The sequence below is a fragment of the Bacteroides clarus genome (assembly GCF_015555825.1).
GTDB classification, from domain to species: domain Bacteria; phylum Bacteroidota; class Bacteroidia; order Bacteroidales; family Bacteroidaceae; genus Bacteroides; species Bacteroides clarus.
Map to the genome: position 1 here is coordinate 76,270 of NZ_JADNLF010000007.1, position 19,012 is coordinate 95,281.

15 protein-coding genes and 1 tRNA gene are annotated in these 19,012 nt (G+C 47.2%); 7 read left to right on the forward strand and 9 right to left on the reverse strand.

Translation table 11 applies throughout. The features are described from left to right. Window positions 1-4 precede the first annotated feature (4 nt). Both I2F54_RS09440 and I2F54_RS09445 read right to left on the reverse strand, forming a co-directional pair. Window positions 5-772, reverse strand: a complete 768-nt coding sequence (locus tag I2F54_RS09440; RefSeq protein WP_009122973.1) for a ParA family protein — start codon at window positions 770-772, stop codon at window positions 5-7. 729 nt (window positions 773-1,501) lie between these two features. Further along, window positions 1,502-1,981 (reverse strand): DUF456 domain-containing protein, encoded by a 480-nt coding sequence (locus I2F54_RS09445; protein WP_009122975.1) that lies wholly within the window; start codon window positions 1,979-1,981, stop codon window positions 1,502-1,504. Window positions 1,982-2,051: 70 nt separating this feature from the next. Between I2F54_RS09445 and surE the strand changes: the two genes are divergently transcribed. The 3 genes from surE (at window position 2,052) to I2F54_RS09460 (ending at window position 4,856) form a co-directional block, all read left to right on the forward strand. Further along, window positions 2,052-2,816 (forward strand): 5'/3'-nucleotidase SurE, encoded by a 765-nt coding sequence (gene surE / locus I2F54_RS09450; protein ID WP_022218074.1) that lies wholly within the window; start codon window positions 2,052-2,054, stop codon window positions 2,814-2,816. A 50-nt stretch (window positions 2,817-2,866) separates the two neighbouring features. Next, a complete protein-coding gene (gene lpxB / locus I2F54_RS09455) occupies window positions 2,867-4,015 on the forward strand; it encodes a lipid-A-disaccharide synthase (RefSeq protein WP_195501053.1) in 1,149 nt (382 codons plus the stop codon). Window positions 4,016-4,112: 97 nt separating this feature from the next. Beyond that, the gene (locus I2F54_RS09460) at window positions 4,113-4,856 is read left to right on the forward strand and encodes a NigD1/NigD2 family lipoprotein (RefSeq protein WP_118046536.1); all 744 of its coding nucleotides are present in this window, start codon (window positions 4,113-4,115) and stop codon (window positions 4,854-4,856) included. A gap of 156 nt (window positions 4,857-5,012) precedes the next feature. On the opposite strand, the gene I2F54_RS09465 is transcribed toward I2F54_RS09460, so the two are convergent. From I2F54_RS09465 to rsfS, 3 genes are read right to left on the reverse strand one after another with little or no spacing between them, the layout of a single operon-like run. Further along, a complete protein-coding gene (locus tag I2F54_RS09465; RefSeq protein WP_009122979.1) occupies window positions 5,013-5,852 on the reverse strand; it encodes a phosphatidate cytidylyltransferase in 840 nt (279 codons plus the stop codon). A gap of 12 nt (window positions 5,853-5,864) precedes the next feature. Beyond that, window positions 5,865-7,928 carry an ATP-dependent zinc metalloprotease FtsH gene (ftsH, locus tag I2F54_RS09470; protein WP_022218077.1) on the reverse strand — a complete coding sequence of 688 codons (2,064 nt, stop codon included), beginning with the start codon at window positions 7,926-7,928 and terminating at the stop codon, window positions 5,865-5,867. A gap of 9 nt (window positions 7,929-7,937) precedes the next feature. Next, on the reverse strand, window positions 7,938-8,297 hold the full coding sequence (gene rsfS / locus I2F54_RS09475) for a ribosome silencing factor (RefSeq protein WP_009122981.1): 360 nt from the start codon (window positions 8,295-8,297) through the stop codon (window positions 7,938-7,940). A 219-nt stretch (window positions 8,298-8,516) separates the two neighbouring features. Here rsfS and I2F54_RS09480 point away from each other — a divergent pair. Both I2F54_RS09480 and I2F54_RS09485 read left to right on the forward strand, forming a co-directional pair. Continuing rightward, window positions 8,517-8,590 (forward strand) — tRNA-Gln (locus I2F54_RS09480). A 102-nt stretch (window positions 8,591-8,692) separates the two neighbouring features. Beyond that, window positions 8,693-9,874, forward strand: a complete 1,182-nt coding sequence (locus tag I2F54_RS09485) for a phosphoribosylaminoimidazolecarboxamide formyltransferase (protein ID WP_302050570.1) — start codon at window positions 8,693-8,695, stop codon at window positions 9,872-9,874. Window positions 9,875-10,034: 160 nt separating this feature from the next. Here I2F54_RS09485 and I2F54_RS09490 read toward each other — a convergent pair whose 3' ends face one another. From I2F54_RS09490 to rsmA, 4 genes are all read right to left on the reverse strand, one after another. Further along, entirely contained in the window at window positions 10,035-12,446 is a 2,412-nt protein-coding gene (locus I2F54_RS09490; RefSeq protein WP_195501054.1) for a polysaccharide lyase family 8 super-sandwich domain-containing protein, read from the reverse strand. Window positions 12,447-12,539: 93 nt separating this feature from the next. Next, window positions 12,540-14,393 carry a DUF349 domain-containing protein gene (locus I2F54_RS09495; RefSeq protein ID WP_022218081.1) on the reverse strand — a complete coding sequence of 618 codons (1,854 nt, stop codon included), beginning with the start codon at window positions 14,391-14,393 and terminating at the stop codon, window positions 12,540-12,542. Window positions 14,394-14,508: 115 nt separating this feature from the next. Continuing rightward, entirely contained in the window at window positions 14,509-15,855 is a 1,347-nt protein-coding gene (gene mgtE, locus I2F54_RS09500; RefSeq protein WP_162614293.1) for a magnesium transporter, read from the reverse strand. Window positions 15,856-15,872: 17 nt separating this feature from the next. After that, window positions 15,873-16,703 carry a 16S rRNA (adenine(1518)-N(6)/adenine(1519)-N(6))-dimethyltransferase RsmA gene (rsmA, locus tag I2F54_RS09505; RefSeq protein WP_195501055.1) on the reverse strand — a complete coding sequence of 277 codons (831 nt, stop codon included), beginning with the start codon at window positions 16,701-16,703 and terminating at the stop codon, window positions 15,873-15,875. A gap of 109 nt (window positions 16,704-16,812) precedes the next feature. On the opposite strand from rsmA, the gene I2F54_RS09510 reads away from it, so the two are divergent. Then, window positions 16,813-17,796 (forward strand): lysylphosphatidylglycerol synthase transmembrane domain-containing protein, encoded by a 984-nt coding sequence (locus I2F54_RS09510; RefSeq protein WP_009122988.1) that lies wholly within the window; start codon window positions 16,813-16,815, stop codon window positions 17,794-17,796. 50 nt (window positions 17,797-17,846) lie between these two features. After that, window positions 17,847-19,001, forward strand: coding sequence for an acyltransferase family protein (locus tag I2F54_RS09515; protein WP_195501056.1), 1,155 nt, complete (start codon window positions 17,847-17,849; stop codon window positions 18,999-19,001). Window positions 19,002-19,012 lie beyond the last annotated feature (11 nt).

Here is a 19,012-nt window from a genome sequence, read left to right on the forward strand (position 1 = left end):
GAGATTACTTCTCGTTGTGGCTGATTAATTCTTTGGCCAGCGCGATGTGGTTTTTGGCTCCGGTGGAGTCTGCGTCGTACAGGATGGTGGGAAGCCCGTAGCTGGGCGCTTCGCTCAGCTTTACGTTGCGCTGGATAACGGTGTTGAACACCAGTTCCTGGAAGTGGCGCTTTACTTCATCGTATATCTGGTTGGCCTGGCGCAGGCGTGAATCATACATGGTCAGCAGGAATCCTTCGATTTCGAGTGCGGGGTTCAGCTTGGACTTGATGATTTTAATGGTGTTCAGCAGTTTGCTGATACCTTCCAGCGCGAAGTATTCGGCCTGTACGGGGATGATAACCGAGTCGGCGGCCGTAAGCGCGTTGATGGTAATCAGCCCCAATGACGGTGAGCAATCTATCAGGATATAATCAAACTCTTCTCTCAGCGGGGCAAGCACTTCTTTCAGTATCTTTTCCCTGTTTTTAAGATTGAGCATTTCTATTTCGGCACCTACCAGATTGATGTGGGAGGAAATAACCTTCAATGTATCAATCTCTGTGTCGTGAATAGCGTCGCGCACATCGGCACGGTCTATAATACATTCATAGATAGTACATTCCGCCTGCTTGATGTCCACGCCCAACCCTGATGAGGCATTTGCCTGGGGGTCTGCGTCCACAACAAGAACTTTCTTTTCAAGCGTGGCGAGAGAAGCTGCGAGGTTAATGGTCGTTGTTGTTTTTCCTACACCACCTTTTTGATTTGCCAAAGCAATTATTTTTCCCATAATTTCAATGTTTATTGGCAGCGAAATAAGTGATAATTCCGAATAGCGCCTACTAAAAAAGAGAAAGATTGCAAAAACGGTTGAAAAGTCGCCTGTTTTGTTAATAACTCCCGGGCGTTTATTTCGGTTCTTCCCTATGAAAGTACGCTGGAGTACTCCTTCTCTGTGTTGGCAGGCAAATATACGTATTTATCTTGAAATGAAGCTGTTTTTTTGTCTCACTTGCGTAAGATTAAGATTTATTTCAATGCGGGCGTTGCGCTGCGACGCGTTTTGTGCCGGCTTGTTTTGATGTACATCCAAACAAGTTTTCACTATAAGCAAATCTTTTTTTCAAGCGTATCAAACCGGATTATCATCGTAGGAAAATACAGGGTCTGTCCGGGCGAAACGCACTGTCTGTCCGAGGTGAACGCATAGTCTGTCCGGGTGCGACAGACGGTGTGTTTCGTATGAAAAAACGGTTTGCATGTAGCCCCTTCACCTTTCACATCCTTTTATTGATGCGGGATAGCGGGTGAAACCGTCTTGCGGGATGGATTAAACCGTCCCGCGAGACAAAAATATCCGTCCCGTGAGACGGATAAATCCATCCCGCGGAACGAAATCATTCATCCCGCGAGACAAATCAGAACGAAACGCTTTAAAGCCGGCCTTCACCCGCTATCCCGCATCAATAAAGGGATGTGAAAGGTGGAGGGGGTATTCTTCTCTTTGATGCGCGTGCGATTACCGGACTAACGCCGATACAAACTCCCATGCGAAGTACCCGCATAAGACGCATTTTACCACCGTGCCGAACAGGAAGCCGAGCAGTGAACCCAATCCGGACTTTAACGCCTGGCGGGTTTCCCTGCCGCCGAAAAGCTCACCGATGAATGCGCCGAGGAACGGGCCGAGGATAATGCCCCAGGGCATGAAGAACAGTCCGATGACGGTTCCTATGAGGCATCCACGTGTTCCCCACCGGGTTCCACCGCTGTATTTGCTGCCCAGCATGGGGACGAGATAGTCGAGTACCTGAACGATGACGACAATCAGCAGCCAGAGCAGTAATTGCGTGGCGGAGAATTGCGCCTTATCGGTGAAGTGCAGCAGCAATAAACCGGCATAGGAGACGGGCGGGCCGGGTATGGCGGGCAGTATGCAGCCGGCCAGTCCTGCTATCAGGCAGAGGATACCCGTTATGATGAGAATGATGTCTGGCATATCTTTTTGAGTGTTGGTGGTTAATATGTGGTTCTCTTTTGCTAAATTTGTAGCAAATTTAAAAAGAAATATGGAAAATCAGAGACCTTTAATATTGATTTCCAATGATGACGGCATCATTGCGAAAGGAATCAGCGAGTTGATAAAGTTTCTCCGTCCGTTGGGCGAGATTGTGGTGATGGCGCCGGATGCGCCGCGTTCGGGCAGTGCGAGCGCGCTGACTGTAACGGAGCCTATCCGTTACCAGTTGCTTCGCAAGGATGTGGGGCTGACGGTTTATAAATGTTCCGGTACGCCTGCCGATTGCGTCAAACTGGCGTTCCATACAGTACTCGACCGTAAGCCCGACCTTGTGGTGGGCGGTATCAACCATGGGGATAACTCCTCTGTCAATGTACATTATTCGGGTACGATGGGCGTGGTTATCGAGGGTTGCCTGAAGGGGGTTCCCTCTATCGGCTTTTCACTGTGCAACCACGAGCCCGACGCCGATTTTGAGCCTGCGGGAACGTATATCCGTGAGATAGCCCGCCGGGTGTTGGAAAAAGGATTGCCGCCGCTGACTTGTCTTAATGTCAACTTCCCCGACACCAAAGAGCTGAAAGGGGTGAAAATCTGCGAACAGGCCAAGGGACAGTGGACCAACGAATGGGAGAACTTTGCCCACCGGGGCGATGCGCATTATTATTGGCTGACCGGAGAATTTGAAGAGGCTGAAAAAGAGAATGAAAAGAGCGACCATTGGGCGCTTCAAAACGGCTATGTGGCAATTACCCCGACTACCGTGGATGTAACCGCATACGGCTTGATAGACGAATTGAAGACCTGGTTCTGACATTTCGTTTGGACACAACTTCAGAGAGTATAAATTGATTTACGGTATTTATGAAGTATTATTTGATTGTCGGCGAAGCTTCCGGTGACCTGCATGCGTCTCACCTGATGAGCGCTTTGAAGGTGGAAGACCCGCAGGCTGAGTTCCGCTTTTTTGGCGGCGACTTGATGGCGGCTGTGGGCGGAACGCCGGTAAAGCATTATAAGGAATTGGCGTATATGGGTTTCGTTCCCGTCTTGTTGCATCTGCGTACTATTTTTGCCAATATGAAGCGGTGCAAAGAAGATATTGCGGCCTGGCAACCGGATGTACTTATTTTGGTGGATTATCCGGGATTCAACCTGAATATCGCCAAGTTTATTCATGCCCATACGCAAATCCCCGTGTATTATTATATCTCTCCCAAAATATGGGCTTGGAAGGAGTACCGCATCGAGAATATCAAGCGGGATGTGGATGAACTGTTCTCCATTCTTCCGTTCGAGGTGGAGTTCTTTGAAGGCAGGCACCATTATCCCATACATTATGTCGGTAATCCGACGATGGATGAGGTGACCGCTTTTCAGGCCGCTTATTCGGAAACTTCGGATGAGTTCCGGCAGGCCAACGGCCTTTCCGCGAAGCCTGTCATTGCGCTGCTCGCGGGAAGCCGCAAGCAGGAGATTAAGGATAATTTGCCGGATATGATTCGGGCTGCCGCTTCATTCCCCGATTATCAGTTGGTGCTGGCAGGGGCTCCGGGCATTTTTCCGGAGTATTACCAAAAGTATATAGGCAACTCGGATGTGAAAATAATCTTTAACCGTACGTTCTCTTTGCTTCGGCATGCGGAAGCGGCACTGGTCACTTCGGGCACCGCAACGCTGGAAACGGCGTTGTTCCGGGTTCCGCAGGCGGTATGCTACCATACGCCGATAGGTAAGGTTATCGCTTTCCTGAAACGGCATATTTTGAAAGTCAGGTACATTTCTTTGGTTAATCTTATCGCGGACCGTGAAGTCGTGAAAGAGCTGGTTGCCGATACCATGACGGTGGAGCGGATACGTGCCGAACTTCAACGTATCTTATATGATGAGGCGTACCGCAGGCGGATGCTTGACGGTTACGAATATATGGCGTCCCGTTTGGGCGAAGCGGGAGCGCCTGCGCACGCAGCCCGTAAGATGGTGGCTTTGCTTAAGAAACGTTTTAAAAAGTAGGATGATATTTAATTTCTTGTTAAAAGGAATAAAGCCGGTGCAGTAAATGCCCGGCTTTTGTATTTTCCATACAGAAATAAACAAAAAGACTTTAATTATGAGAAAGCTACATTGGTTATTTATGGCAGTTTGTTTGGCTGTGATGCCTGTACTGCAATCCTGTGATGATAACGACGGATATTCAATCGGTGATTTCACTCCACCGTTATGGGCTACGGTACGTGTTACCGGAAATGCTTTTTATCTGGACTGTGATGTTTGGGGAACTCTCTGGCCTGTGAATACGGATTTGGGATGGTACGAACCGGTCGACGGAAAGCGCGTGATTACCATGTTTAATCCTTTATCCGACGGGTTTGACGGGTACGACCACGCTGTGAAGCTTTTAAGTTTGCAGGATGTGCTGACGAAGGAAGTCGAAACGCTGACTCCCGAGACCGAGGAAGAGTTCGGTAATGATCCTGTCCTGATATTTAAAGGGGATATCGGTATCAGCGGAGGGTATATGAATATCGTGTTCATGCAGAATCTGCCCTCCAAAACCAAGCATCGTATCAGTCTTGTGCGTCCGCAAGATGATGCGGATTTATATGGAGAGGACGGTTACATACATTTGGAACTCCGCTATAATGACTATGAGGACTTGACGGGGCTGCGCGACTACGGCGCGGTATCGTATAACCTGAACAGTCTTGACGTGACTTCCGAGACAAAAGGCATTAAACTGAAACTTAATTCGGAAGTAAACGGTGAGGTGGAATTGGTATTCGATATTGTAGCTGCCGATGATAATACGAAGGATATACGAAACCTCGACTTATCGAAGATGCGGCTGAAGTAGGAAGGTCGTCGTATTATATGCGTGAAGAATAGGGTGTCTTAAAACCTGTTTGCCGATTTCTTTTTAGGCACGGATTACACGGAAAACACGGATGAACTTGAAAAGAGCCGTGAAATTCGTGTAGTCCGTGCCTAAAAAATATTGGTTTCTTGTTTGTTAAATCATTGTCAGTATATACAGATAGACCACCGCTGCGGGAATGGCCATTAGGGCGCTGTCAAAGCGGTCGAGCATTCCGCCGTGTCCCGGCAGGATGTTTCCGGAATCCTTGATGCCCAGTTGGCGTTTCATCAGCGATTCGGTCAGGTCGCCCCAGGTACCGAAAATAACCACGATGACTGCCAGTCCCGCCCATTGCCACATGGACATGAAAGGGAAAAAACGGGCAAATACAAAGGAAGAGGCGATGGAGAAAACCGCTCCGCCTATGCTGCCTTCCCATGATTTCTTGGGAGAGATGCGCTCGAACAGACGGTGCTTGCCTATTAAAGAACCTACGCAATATGCGCCTGTGTCACTCAGCCAGATAAATACAAAGATGGAAAGCGGCAGGATAGGGTTGTAAGTCACGCTGCTCGTTTCCGGTGAATTCTGGAAAGCGAGTACATTCAGTAACGCGAAAGGCAAGGCTACGTATAGCTGGCTCAATGTGGAATATGCCCAGTTGCCGATGGGATTCTTCTTTTTCAGATATAACTCCGTAATCATCAAATAGAGCAGCAGCCCTAAATAGGGTAAGAATACGCGCGCGTCGATAGCGGACGTACAAAAGCCCATGAGCGCGAGGAACAGATAGGCTCCGCCTAAAGCGGTAATCGTCCTGTTGATACCGACCTCACCGCTTTTGTTTACCAAATGGGCGAACTCATGCACGCTCAATGCGCTGATGATGGTGAACAGAATCCCGAATGAGAGGGGGCTGTAAAGGATACAGCCCACCAATATGACTACAAATAATGCACCTGTAATCGCGCGTTGTATGAAGTTATTTTTCAAAGTGTTCTCGTTTTAATTGTTTGATTCGGCGTGAGCCGTATTGTCGGTTTTGTCTGAAGCCTCTGTGTTACGGCTTTCTTCTTCTTTCACTTCTTTTTCCGCTTCTTTGGCCTTGGCGGCTTCTTGCTCTTCGGCTTCTTTCAGCTCTTTAGAGGTCTTGCCGGCACTGATGATTTCCTCGGAACGGGAAGCCCACGGACGCTTGCCGAAGATTTCTTCCACATCTTCCGCAAAGATAACTTCTTTGTCTATCAACTGTTGAGCCAGCTTGTTGTGGCCGTCCCTGTTGTCGGAAAGTATCTTCTTGGCACGCTCGTACTGCTCGTTGACCATACGCTTTACTTCTTCATCAATCAGTTCGGCGGTCTTTTCGCTGTACGGGCGGTTGAAAGAATACTCTTCGTTATTGTAGTAGCAGAGATTAGGCAATTTGTCGCTCATGCCTAAATAGGCAATCATGCCGTAAGCCTGCTTGGTTACACGCTCCAGGTCGTTCATGGCGCCGGTAGAGATTCTTCCGATGAACAAATCTTCGGCAGCGCGTCCTCCCAAAGTGGCGCACATTTCGTCCAGCATCTGCTCCTTGGTGGTAATCTGTCGCTCTTCGGGCAAGTACCAGGCAGCGCCCAGGGCGCGTCCACGCGGAACGATTGTTACTTTAATCAGCGGATTGGCGTATTCCAACAGCCATGAGATGCTGGCGTGTCCGGCTTCGTGTATGGCGATGGAACGGCGTTCCTCTTCTGTCGTAATTTTGGTTTTCTTTTCCAATCCGCCTACGATACGGTCTACGGCATCCAGGAAGTCCTGCTTTTCTACAAACTTCTTTCCGTGACGGGCGGCAATCAGGGCGGCTTCGTTGCAGACATTGGCGATATCGGCACCGGAGAAACCCGGAGTTTGGCGGGCCAGTAATTCCACGTCCACCGTATTGTCTATCTTAATGGGGCGCAGATGTACGCCGAATACTTCTTTACGCTCGTTCAAGTCCGGTAAATCAACGTGTATCTGGCGGTCGAAACGTCCGGCGCGCAGTAATGCTTTGTCCAAGACATCCACACGGTTGGTTGCGGCGAGAATGATGACACCGCTGTTGGAACCGAAACCGTCCATTTCGGTCAGCAATTGGTTCAATGTGTTTTCGCGTTCATCGTTACCGCCCATAGCGGCCGCTTTGGCACGGGCACGTCCCACTGCATCGATTTCGTCGATGAATACGATGCAGGGAGCTTTTTCTTTGGCTTGGCGGAACAGGTCGCGGACGCGGGAAGCGCCTACGCCGACAAACATTTCCACGAAGTCGGAACCTGCCAATGAGAAGAACGGTACGTTGGCTTCTCCGGCTACCGCCTTTGCCAGCAACGTCTTACCTGTTCCCGGAGGGCCTACGAGCAATGCGCCCTTGGGTATCTTGCCTCCCAGGTCTGTATATTTCTGCGGTTCTCTCAGGAATTCCACGATTTCCTCTACTTCCTGTTTGGCTTCGGCAAGTCCGGCTACATCCTTGAAGGTTACCTTTACGGGAGAGTTCTTTTCAAACAGTTGCGCTTTGGATTTGCCGACACTGAAGATGCCGCTACCGCCGCCCATGCCACCACCGCCACTCCAGCGACGGGACAGGAATATCCAGAAGCCGATAAGGAATGCGAACGGCAGTATCTGCCAGAGGATTGCACCGAAGTAGTTACGCTTCTTTTCGTAGTTGATGGAGCCGTCGAAACGGGTCTCGTCTTTTTCTTTCTGCAGGAAGTCACCCAGGCTTTCGCGCGAGGGGGCTTCTGTCGTAATCAGAGGATTCTTGCCTACACGGCTGGAATCGGCTTTGAATACATTGGGCACATATTGGGGCTTGACGTATGCCTCTACGGAGTTATCGTCATAACCGGTCACTTTGCTTATATAGCCGTTGCGTACATATTCCTGAAATTCGTCGTAGGGGATGTTTTTGCTGGCTGTACCGCTTTCGTTGGTGAGATACAGTCCCAGTAACATCATGGCTATAATCATATACAACCAGTTCAGGTTGAACTTGGGCATATTGGTTTTAGAGGGCTTTTTATTGGTGTTATTGTCCATAAGTCTAAATTAATCGAGGTCGGGGATTTGAGTTAGTTTGGCATCTGCCCATAGGTGTTCCAGATTGTAGAAGTCACGCGCTTCCGGCAGAAAGACGTGAACCAATACATCGGAATAGTCCATGGCTACCCATTCGGCGTTACGTAAACCGTCTACCGCAAAAGGCTTGCTGTTCGCTCCTTTACGGGTGAAGTCTTTTACAGAGTCTACAATGGCGCTTACTTGGCTTGGAGAGTTTCCTTGACAGATGACGAAATAATTACATATAGTATCGTCTATTTGGGTAAGGTCTGCTATGACGATTTTTTTTCCTTTTTTATCTTGAATACCTTCTGTTATTTGTTGAATTAGTTTTTTAGCTTCGTTCATTACACATTATTAATATTAAACAGGTGACAAATATACGTTGATTTATCATATCAAACACGCAAAAGAGAAAAAGTCTTTCATTTTTTGTTTTTTTTTAGGTATATAATTCTTTGTGTCATGGTATCTTATCAGATTTTAATGAAAAAAATAACGGAAAATGTTTTGGTTTATGGAAAACTTTGTATCTTTGCACCGCAAAACAGAAATGCGATGCTCAATTGGGCTATGGTGTAATGGTAACACTACAGATTCTGGTCCTGTCATTCCTGGTTCGAATCCAGGTAGCCCAACCATAAGACATATATTTAAAGCTAAAGAACCCACTAAAATCATAATTTAGTGGGTTTTTTTATTAGGCAAAAAAGAGTAAATTTGCAACAACTCAAACAATACTAATTATGGCAAAAGAATTATCGCTGAAATACGGCTGTAACCCTAATCAAAAGCCGGCCCGCATTTTTATGCAGGAGGGGGAGTTGCCTATCGAAGTCCTGAACGGACGTCCGGGGTATATCAACTTTATGGATGCCTTGAACGGTTGGCAATTGGTGAAGGAATTGAAAGAGGCTACTGGAATGCCGGCCGCCACTTCATTCAAACATGTGAGCCCGGCAGGAGCCGCTATCGGGCTGGAGCTGGACGAAACGCTGAAAAAGATTTACTTTGTTGATAACCTGCCGCTTTCACCGCTTGCCAATGCCTATGTACGTGCCCGTGGTGCCGACCGTATGTCTTCTTATGGCGATTTTATCGCCTTGAGTGATGTATGTGACGAGGCTACCGCCCGTTTCATCAATCGTGAGGTTTCAGACGGGGTGATTGCTCCGGGCTATACCGATGAGGCGCTCGAAATATTGAGAAACAAGCGTAAAGGTACTTATAATGTAATCAAGATTGATCCGGCTTATAAACCGGCTCCGATTGAACATAAAGATGTGTTCGGAGTTACTTTTGAACAAGGGCGCAATGAGATTAAGCTGAATGGCGAGGAGTTGTTTGCTGATATTCCTACCCGGAATAAGAATTTCTCCGAAGCCGCCAAGCGTGATTTGATGATAGCGCTTATTACCCTGAAGTATACCCAGTCTAATTCCGTATGTTATGTGAAAGACGGCCAGGCAATCGGTATCGGCGCCGGTCAGCAAAGCCGTATTCATTGTACCCGTTTGGCAGGAAATAAAGCTGATATATGGTACTTGCGCCAACATCCGAAAGTGCTGAATCTGCCTTGGGTGGAGAAGATACGCCGTGCCGACCGTGACAATACGATTGACGTTTACATCAGTGACGATTATGATGATGTATTGGCTGACGGCGTTTGGCAGCAATTCTTTACGGAGAAGCCGGAGGTGCTGACCCGTGAGGAGAAACGTGCCTGGCTGGATACTTTAAGAGGGGTTGCACTGGGCTCTGACGCTTTCTTCCCCTTTGGTGATAATATTGAGCGCGCTCACAAGAGTGGCGTGGAGTTTATAGCGCAGGCCGGCGGTTCGGTACGCGATGATCATGTTATCGAGACTTGCGATAAGTATGGTATAGCAATGGCGTTTACGGGTATCCGTCTGTTCCACCATTAAGAGGTGGATGTGCCAAAATAAAATTCACTTACTATTTGTTTCTTTTCAGGCACGGATTACACGGATTTTATGGAAAATACGGATTTCCTTTATCCTTTTCCGTGAAGTCCGTGTAATCCGTGCCTGAAAGAAATTATCGAGTGTATTTTGACGTCCCCTTCTATAAGATTATTACATCTATCCCGGGCTTTAGCTTTTCCTGATTTTGCGGGTCGGCAATTTGTATATCCGTCACTTTTCCTTTACTTCTCTTTATTTGTACAACACAGGGTTTCAGGGCTTTCACCTTTATTTCTCCATTGTCGAAGGTGTCGGGCTTGAAGAAAACAATTTGCAGGATTCCCGATTTCCGATTACTAACGGCTTGTATCTCCATATCGTTCCGTTCAATTTTCAGATGCCGGTGGGAGTATGCTTTCATCTTTTCCGGATGGTTGATTCCCGGTACAACGATATATGCGTAAGATGCATTCCGGGGTGACTTGCCGTGATTAATGCTCAGGTTGAACACAGGTATGCTGATTTCCGTAGCAGGATAATTGAAATTGATTTTTGCCCAGTTGCCTTTTTGCCTGTTCATCCTTAGTTTTACATTATTCTCCTGAAGGAACAGGTAGGCGATGCTGTCATGCCAGATCCATTGCGGAGCTTGCTCAAAAGAAAATTCTCCTTGGGCTGCTTGCCGGAGTGTCTTTCCTGTATTTATCCATGTGTCTCCGTCTAAATGGCATTGATTGAGGGTGGTAACGATGTCTGCCGGGACATCCGAGCCGATGCCGCTACCTAAGCAGACCACTTCGTTGTCGAACATGAACCATGACTTTTGGGCTTTTACGCCATAATCATTCAGCCTGAAGGTCATTACACCGTATTTCCCGTCGGATACTCCGCCTGTGAATGTACAGGTTCCCTTGGTTCCCCAGTCAACAGGGTTGCGTTTTTCTCCTGCGGGCAGAGTGGTTCCCGGTATTCTGTCCCACTCCCAAACGGGGAAGATGTCAACATATTCATTACCATTGACACGAATGTTGGTAGCACCGTCACTCATATAGGTTCCGTATATATTTTCGCCGTTACCGCTTTCGGTCTTGTTGGTGCGTGTTGAGGAGGCGCGTACGGAAAAGTCGTAATTCTGTCGGTTGTGTAACATGTAGTCTGAACAATAATACATTGTATTTCTGTCCGAACGCTGATAAGATGCTTCCCGGGTGAGGAAACGGCGGGCAATGCTCGCATAGTCGTCGGCATGTGCGGCATCGAGCGTCTGTAAGTTTTTAAACAGGACTGCGCAATCTCCGTAATCCAATGTTCCTTTGCGGCTGACACCTCTGCCTGTTACACTGAAGTCCAGATATCTGCTGCGGAATACGTTGAAGTAGGTGTTGCGGATAAAATTGGAAAACAGGCTGAGTTTCTCCGGATTCATGGCATATTTTGTGCCGTTGAGGATATTGCCCATGCGCACTATGTTATCAACAAACACCGTTCCGTATCCGCCGATGTAGAGTTGCGGCCCGTGCTGGTGATAGGACAAGTCTTCCTGTATGCCTTCGTTCGCGATGATTTGTACGGGATAGAATATTTCATCGGCGTTGACGCGTACAATGCTGTCATTTTTCAACAGGCAACCTCTTATTAAATGATGAATGGCAATGTCCATTTTATTGGCGCCGGTCCACTTACGCGGGTCGCTGCGTTCGCCCATTGCTTTTAAGATAGGCGCACTGATTTCGGGCGGGAGCTTCTGTTGTCCTGCATCCATCAGGGCGAGGAGCGAAGCTTGCGTTTGCGGTACGGAAATTTGGTTATACCACCAGTTGAAACAGGTAGGATCTTGTGCTATCCAGTATTGCAGGGCAGCCCTGATTGCATTGTATAATACCTCGTTACCGTAATAGCGGGATTGTTTGTCGGTATATGAAGCGGCTATTGTAACCAACCGCTTCAAGTGGTCTGCCGGTTCCCAGTTGGTACGGAAAAAACAGGTATAATCGAGGTCGTTCCATTTGCCTTCCGGGAGCATGGAGCGTAATAATCTCTCTGTTGCTTGGTCTGTTTGCTGCGGGGTGGATTTGGCATATAGTTCTTCGCGTATCCGGTCGAGAATTTGCTCATATTCGTCCTGCGGGATGCCGGCTTGGCTTTGGCTTCGCTTTCCATTGGCGGGATTATAGTAGGCGGGATAGGAGGATGCCTGACGTTTTATCTCTCCTGCCATTTCCAAGGTAACCACTCCTTTGGCAGCTCGGTTGGTATATATTTCGGCAACGAGGTTGATGCTGTTTTCCGTTCTGCCTTGCGGATGATATACCAGCCGTATGGTTCCTTTCTCACCGGGTTGATAGGATTTTTCAGACCATTCGGACGAGGTGCATCCGCAACCGGTAATGATATTTTTGATAGTGAGAGGTTTGTCGCCGGTGTTTACGAACCGGAAATCATGGCTGACGGTTCCGTCTTGTTCCTGAACGGTTCCCCAATCGAATTTGGTTTCCGAGAATGTGATTTCTTGTGCCGGTAGCAGACTGTTTGCCGTCAGCAGTACGATACCTAAGGTTAGAATTCTTTTCATATTTCAGCAGTGAGATTAGATTTGGATAAAAAAGAGGTTATGCCAAAAGCCTTCATTCTTTTGGCATAACCTCGTATAATTAGGTTCAAAAAATTATTCCGCTTCGTTGATTGAATTGTCAATCACCTTAATTTTCTGTTTAACCAGCTCTATATCGCCTTTCAGTTTCTCAACCTTACGGTTAAGTTCGGTCAGAAGGCTGTTGCCTTTCTTGGAAGAAGCCGTCAGGAAACCCAAATTGTTTTCGTAAGTCTGCAATTCGTTTTTCATGTTTTCGCAGGCACGTACCAGTTTGTCCCGTTCACGGTAGAGGGCTTGCGGGCTGCCTTCCTGAATATTGCTGATAGACGATTTGAAGTTACTCAGCTTCTTGTTGGAAGCGCTGATGTTGAAGCGTTCAAATAGCTTGTCTATCTGGCTGTGATATTGTTTGTAAATCTTGTCTTTTTCTTTAAATGGCACATGCCCTATGCCGTTCCACTCTTTCATGAGTTCGCGAACCTGTTGGGTGGCTTCTTCCACATCCGTCGTTTCATCGATGGCGGTCAGCTTTTCGATAATGGCTTTCTTCTTTTCCAGATTTTCCTGTTCAACGGAACGTTGTGAAGAAGTCGCTTTGTTCTTTTGTTCAAAGAAGTAGTCGCAGGCGGAGATGAACCGCTTCCAAATGGCGTCCGAATATTTCTTGGCAACAGGCCCTACTGTTTTCCACTCTTTCTGGAGTTTGGTCAGTTCGTCCGCTGTCGCTTTCCAGTCGGTACTGTCTTTCAGGGCTTCCGCTTTTTCACATAAGGCGCGCTTCTTTTCAAGGTTCTCGTTCATGCCTTCTTTCAGGGATTTGAAGAATTCGCCTTTCTTCTGGAAGAATTCATCACAGGCTTTGCGGAAACGCTCAAATATCTTCACGTTCATCTTTTGCGGAGCAAAACCGATGGTTTTCCATTTGTTTTGCAAAGCGATAATTTCCTGAGTTTTGTTTTCCCAGGAAGCGAAGTTGGTAAGCTCGCTGTAATCAATGGCCTCGATGATTTCGCAAATTACGGTCTTTTGGTCGAGATTGTGTTGCTCAGTCTCTTTCAAAGCTTCGAAATGTTGCTGGTGACGACGGTTCACGGTAGTAGAGGCTGCTTTGAAGCGTGCCCATATTTCGTCGCGCAGTTCTTTGGCTACCGGTCCTGTGTCGCGGAATTCCTGATGCAATTTCTGCAATTGATGGAAAGCGGAAACCACATCCGGTTCGTCTGCCAGTTTTTCGGCGGCTTCGCAAAGATGATTCTTTATTTCAAGATTCTTCTTGAAGTCATATTCACGGAATTCGTTATTCAGTTTCAAAAGGTCGTAGAACTTCTCGACATACAGTTGGTAGTTCTTCCACAGTTCGTTAATCTTGGCCTGCGGCACGATTTTAACTTCGTTCCATTGCTGCTGCAACTTTTTGAATTCCGTATAGTTCTTATTGGCGTCTTCCGGAGATTCCACCAACTCTTTCAGTTCCTCGATGATAGAAAGCTTGATTTGCAGGTTGAGTTCTTTCAGTTTCTCCTGTTCTGCATTGAGCGCGCTTCTTTTTTCCTTGATGACGGACATGGTATTTTTGAATTCCTCTTCCAAAGCGTCGGCTTGTGGAACAAACTCTTCAATAGCTCCCCCATTCTCAACGAATTGCTTCTTTGCGGCTTCCTGCTCTGAGTTATGTAGTTTGTAGAAAGCCTGTTTCAAACCGTCTATCTCCGATTTGGCAGCATTCTCCACGTCTGTTGCAATCTCTTTGAGTTTGTTCAGAATTTCTTCTTTAGTGAGCTTTTGAACTGATTCGGCCGGCTTGTCGGTCAAGGTTGCCTCAGCGGGAGTTTCTGTTGTTGCCGGCTCAGAAACCTCTGCTGTTTTCTTGTCTTCTTCTAATTCCACCGGTTTGTCGGGGAGATTAGTGTCATGAGTGTCCGTCATTTGTATTTACTTTTTAGAAACGGGATACCCCGTTCGGGTTACATTAGGTTACAAATTAATGAAATAAAATGATTACTTCATACTTTTTCCCTTAATTTTTTTCAATTTAGCCGTTTCAGGCTAATAGTACGGTGATGCCCATATACATCATCATGCCGATAATATCGTTGGTGATGGATATAAACGGACCTGTGGCGATGGCCGGGTCTACTTTCAGCTTTTCGAGTGTCATGGGTACTAACGTTCCGAATATGGAAGCGAACATGACAACGGCAAACAGGCTGATAGATACGGAGTAGGTAACTGTGGCCGTACCGCCGAACCGTACAAAATTATATATGTATACCAATAAGGATATGATAGTCGCGTTGATTACCGCTACCACGGATTCCTTGGCAATTTGCTTGAATGTATCTTTTGCGTCCAGAGAACTATTGGCAAGGCCCTGCACGATGATTGCGGAAGACTGGGTTCCCACGTTTCCGCCCGTGCCGCCGATTAACGGAATGTACAGCGCCATTTCGGGGTGTGCGGCGAAAGTCGCGTCGAAATTGCCTAATATCATGGAGTTACCGATACCGCCCAACATACCGATAAGCAGCCACGGCAAGCGTGCGGAAGTCTGGCGCATGACATTGTCGTCCGTTTCCACGTCCTGTGACAAACCGGATGCCAATTGGTAGTCGCGCTCCGATTGTTCGCGAACCTCATCCATGACGTCGTCCACAGTGATTTGCCCTACCAGGCGGCCTATACTGTCGACGACGGGCACTGCCACCAAGTCGTATTTCTCGATAATCTGTACCACTTCGTCCGTGGGAGTGTCTACATGGACGGAAATGGGGTCTTTCCTCATCACATGTTTCACTTTGGAAACGGAGGGAGAGGTAATCATCTTCTTCAACGGGAATACGCCTTGCAGGCGTTCGTCATCATCAATGACGTATACGTAGTAGATTTCGTCCAGCTGTTCGGCTTGCAGACGCATTTCTTTCAGACATTCCGGCATACTCCAGTTCTCGTTGACGGTTACCATTTCCGTACCCATCAAACCGCCGGCGGTGTCTTCATCGTATTTCAACAGGTCTACGATGTCTCCGGCCTGCTCTATATCTTCAATATGCGAGAGGACTTCTTCCTTTTTCTCCTCGTCGAGGTCGCGCATCAGGTCTACGGCATCGTCCGTATCCATATAGTCCACAAACCGTTTGGCAATGGTTTCCGAAGGCAGAAGCTCCAGGAATTCCTTTCGGACATCTTCGTCCATTTCTACCAATACGTCGGCGGCTGTTTCGTTGTCGAGAAGACGATAAACGAAGCGCGCCTCTTCGGGCGCGAGGTCATTACACAGTTCGGCAATGTCTGCCGGATGCAGGTCGATAAGAAGCGCCTTGACGTTTTCCGCGTCTTTCTGCTCTATAAAGCTTTTGACTTTATCTATGTATTCTTCGTTTATTTCCATAACTCATTGTATATCGCCTAAGGCTGAAAGCCGTTAAATGCTCGTTTGTCTGTTTCTTCTTTCATTTCTTTCAAGGCTGTTCCCACCCGGTTGGTCAACTCTATAAACTCTTGTACGGACAGTTGTTCGGGACGCTTATTGAAGAGGATGTCTTCGGTCAGCGGACATTCTTTGCCGAGTATCGGTTTTATGGAATTGCGCAAGGTTTTCCGGCGTTGGTTGAATGTGGTTTTTACCACCTGCTTGAATAACTTTTCGTCGCATCCCAATTGTCGCGTGTCATTGCGAGTCATACGGATAACGGCGCTTTTCACTTTAGGGGGAGGGTTGAATACGTGCTCGCTTACGGTGAAGAGGTACTCCACGCGATACCAGGCTTGTATCAGTACGCTCAGAATACCGTACGTCTTGCTGCCCGGACCGGCGGCGATGCGCTCGGCGACCTCTTTCTGTATCATGCCCGTGCAGCATGGTATCAGGTCCTTGTTGTCCAGCATTTTAAAGAAAATCTGGCTGGATATGTTATAGGGATAATTACCCGTCAGTACGAATGGCTGTCCGTCGAACAGGCGTTGCAGGTTCATTTTCAGGAAATCGTCCTCTATGATATTATCTTCCAATCGCGGGTAAGCTTCCCGCAGATAGGCTACCGATTCGTAATCCACTTCCACAACTTTCACTGTGCGCTCTTTGGGTAAAAGAAATTGTGTCAGTACCCCCATACCCGGTCCCACTTCCAGTATCGGGAGTTTGGGACAGGCGTCTACGGTGTCGGCGATGTCCTGCGCTACTTTCAGGTCTTTCAGAAAGTGCTGGCCGAGAAACTTTTTAGGTTTAACTAATCTCATGTATCAACTAAATCGTTACTTTTGCGGTTCAAAGGTAATCCTTTTCGGCGAATTACGAGTTACAAATCACAAATTACGACGCGTGCCGGATGAATTTTAAGGTAAAACGATGAATAAGATAATAAAAAAGACATTGAAAATCGTGTTGCCCGTTCTTTTGGGCGGTTTTATCCTGTATTGGGTGTATCGTGATTTTGATTTTGAACGTGCCAAAGAATTGCTTTTGCATGGTACGAATTGGGGATGGATGCTGTTCTCACTGTTCTTCGGCGTGATGAGCCATGTGTTTCGAGGGTGGCGCTGGCGACAGACGCTGGAACCGTTGGGGGCTTACCCCAAGAGGAGCGATTGCGTGGATGCCATATTCATTTCCTATGCTACCAATTTGATATTGCCCCGTGTGGGTGAAGTGTCGCGTTGCGGTATTCTGGCTAAGTATGATGATGTATCGTTTTCCAAATCTTTGGGGACTGTGGTAACCGAGCGTTTGGTGGATACCTTGTGCATCCTTTTGATTACGGGACTTACTTTTCTGGTTCAGATGCCCGTGTTTCTCCGCTTCTTTCAGGAAACGGGTACAAAAATCCCTTCACTGATGCACCTGCTGACATCGCCTTGGTTTTATGTGTCCCTGTTCTGTGTTATCGGCGTGCTGGTGCTTATGTATTATCTGATGCGGATGCTTTCTTTCTTTGAGAAAGTGAAGGGAGTCGTGCTGAATGTGTGCGAGGGGGTGATGTCGCTTCGTAATGTGAGGAATATCCCCTTGTTTATTCTCTATACGTTACTTATATGGGGATGTTACTTCTATCATTTCTATCTGACTTTCTATTGCTTCTCTTTTACGGAACATCTTAGTTTTCAGGCCGCAATGGTGATGTTTGTAGGCGGAACGTTTGCTGTAATCGTTCCTACGCCCAATGGGGCGGGCCCTTGGCATTTTGCCGTTATCACCATGATGATGCTTTACGGCGTGAACGCTACGGATGCCGGTGCTTTTGCACTGATAGTACATGGTATTCAAACCTTGCTGGTTGTACTGCTCGGTATTTATGGCGGACTGCACGTTTCGTTGGTGAACCGTGCAAAATGAATCAATTAATTTTATACTTTTGCAAAAGTATAAACACATAAATAGCACAGATGTCTGATACTTTATCATCTGCGTTTGCAGATACGAAACCGCATTATAATATCCTCGACGGACTGCGTGGGGTGGCGGCGCTGACAGTTGTATGTTTCCACTTGTTTGAGGCTTATGCCACCAGTCATCTGGACCAGAAGATTAACCACGGGTATTTGGCTGTCGATTTTTTCTTTATTTTATCCGGATTCGTCGTTGGTTATGCTTATGATGACCGGTGGAAAACAATGCGTATTACTGATTTCCTTAAACGTCGGTTTATTCGTTTGCATCCTATGGTAGTTCTCGGAGCGGTCATCGGAGCTGTGATGTTTTATTTTCAAGGCTGTTCTGTTTGGGATGTTTCACAGGTATCTGCAATGGCGTTGATACTCGCTACGCTAATGAATGCTTTTCTAATTCCGGCGACTCCCGGTATGGAAATCCGGGGAGTAGGCGAGATGTACCCTCTGAACGGACCCAGCTGGTCTCTGTTTTTTGAATATATGGGTAATATTCTATATGCGTTCTTTCTGCATAAGCTTTCTACAAAAGTCCTTTCCATATTAGTATTGTCGGCGGGTTGCGGACTGGCTGTATTTGCTCTTTGCGGACCGCTTGGCGATATATGTGTGGGCTTTGCTTTGACGGAAGAAAATATAATCGGCGGCTCTTTGCGATTGTTGTTCTCGTTTCCGGCTGGTTTGTTGTTGTCACGCATCTTTAAGCCTGTCAAGGTACGAGGGGCTTTCTGGATAGGGAGTTTCTCTATTGTCATTTTATCGGCGATTCCCAGAATTGGCGGCAGTGAGCATCTATGGATGAATGGTTTGTATGATACTATATGCTTTGCCGTCGCGTTTCCTTTGTTAGTCTGTCTTGGAGCTTCGGGAAAGACTACGGATAAAGTCACGACCCGGGTTTGTAAGTTTCTGGGAGATATATCATATCCGTTGTACATGGTGCACTATCCTTTTATCTATCTGTATTATGCTTGGGTTAAGAATGAACACCTTACATTTACGCAGTCTCTGCCGGGTGCGGTAGCGCTTGTGGCGGGTTCTGTCGTGTTGGCTTACTTATGCTTGAAATTGTATGATGAACCGGTACGCAGATGGCTTGCCAAGCATCTTTTGCATGCATACGGCTCAAGAAGTAACAGAAATGACGGATAAGAAAGATTTTT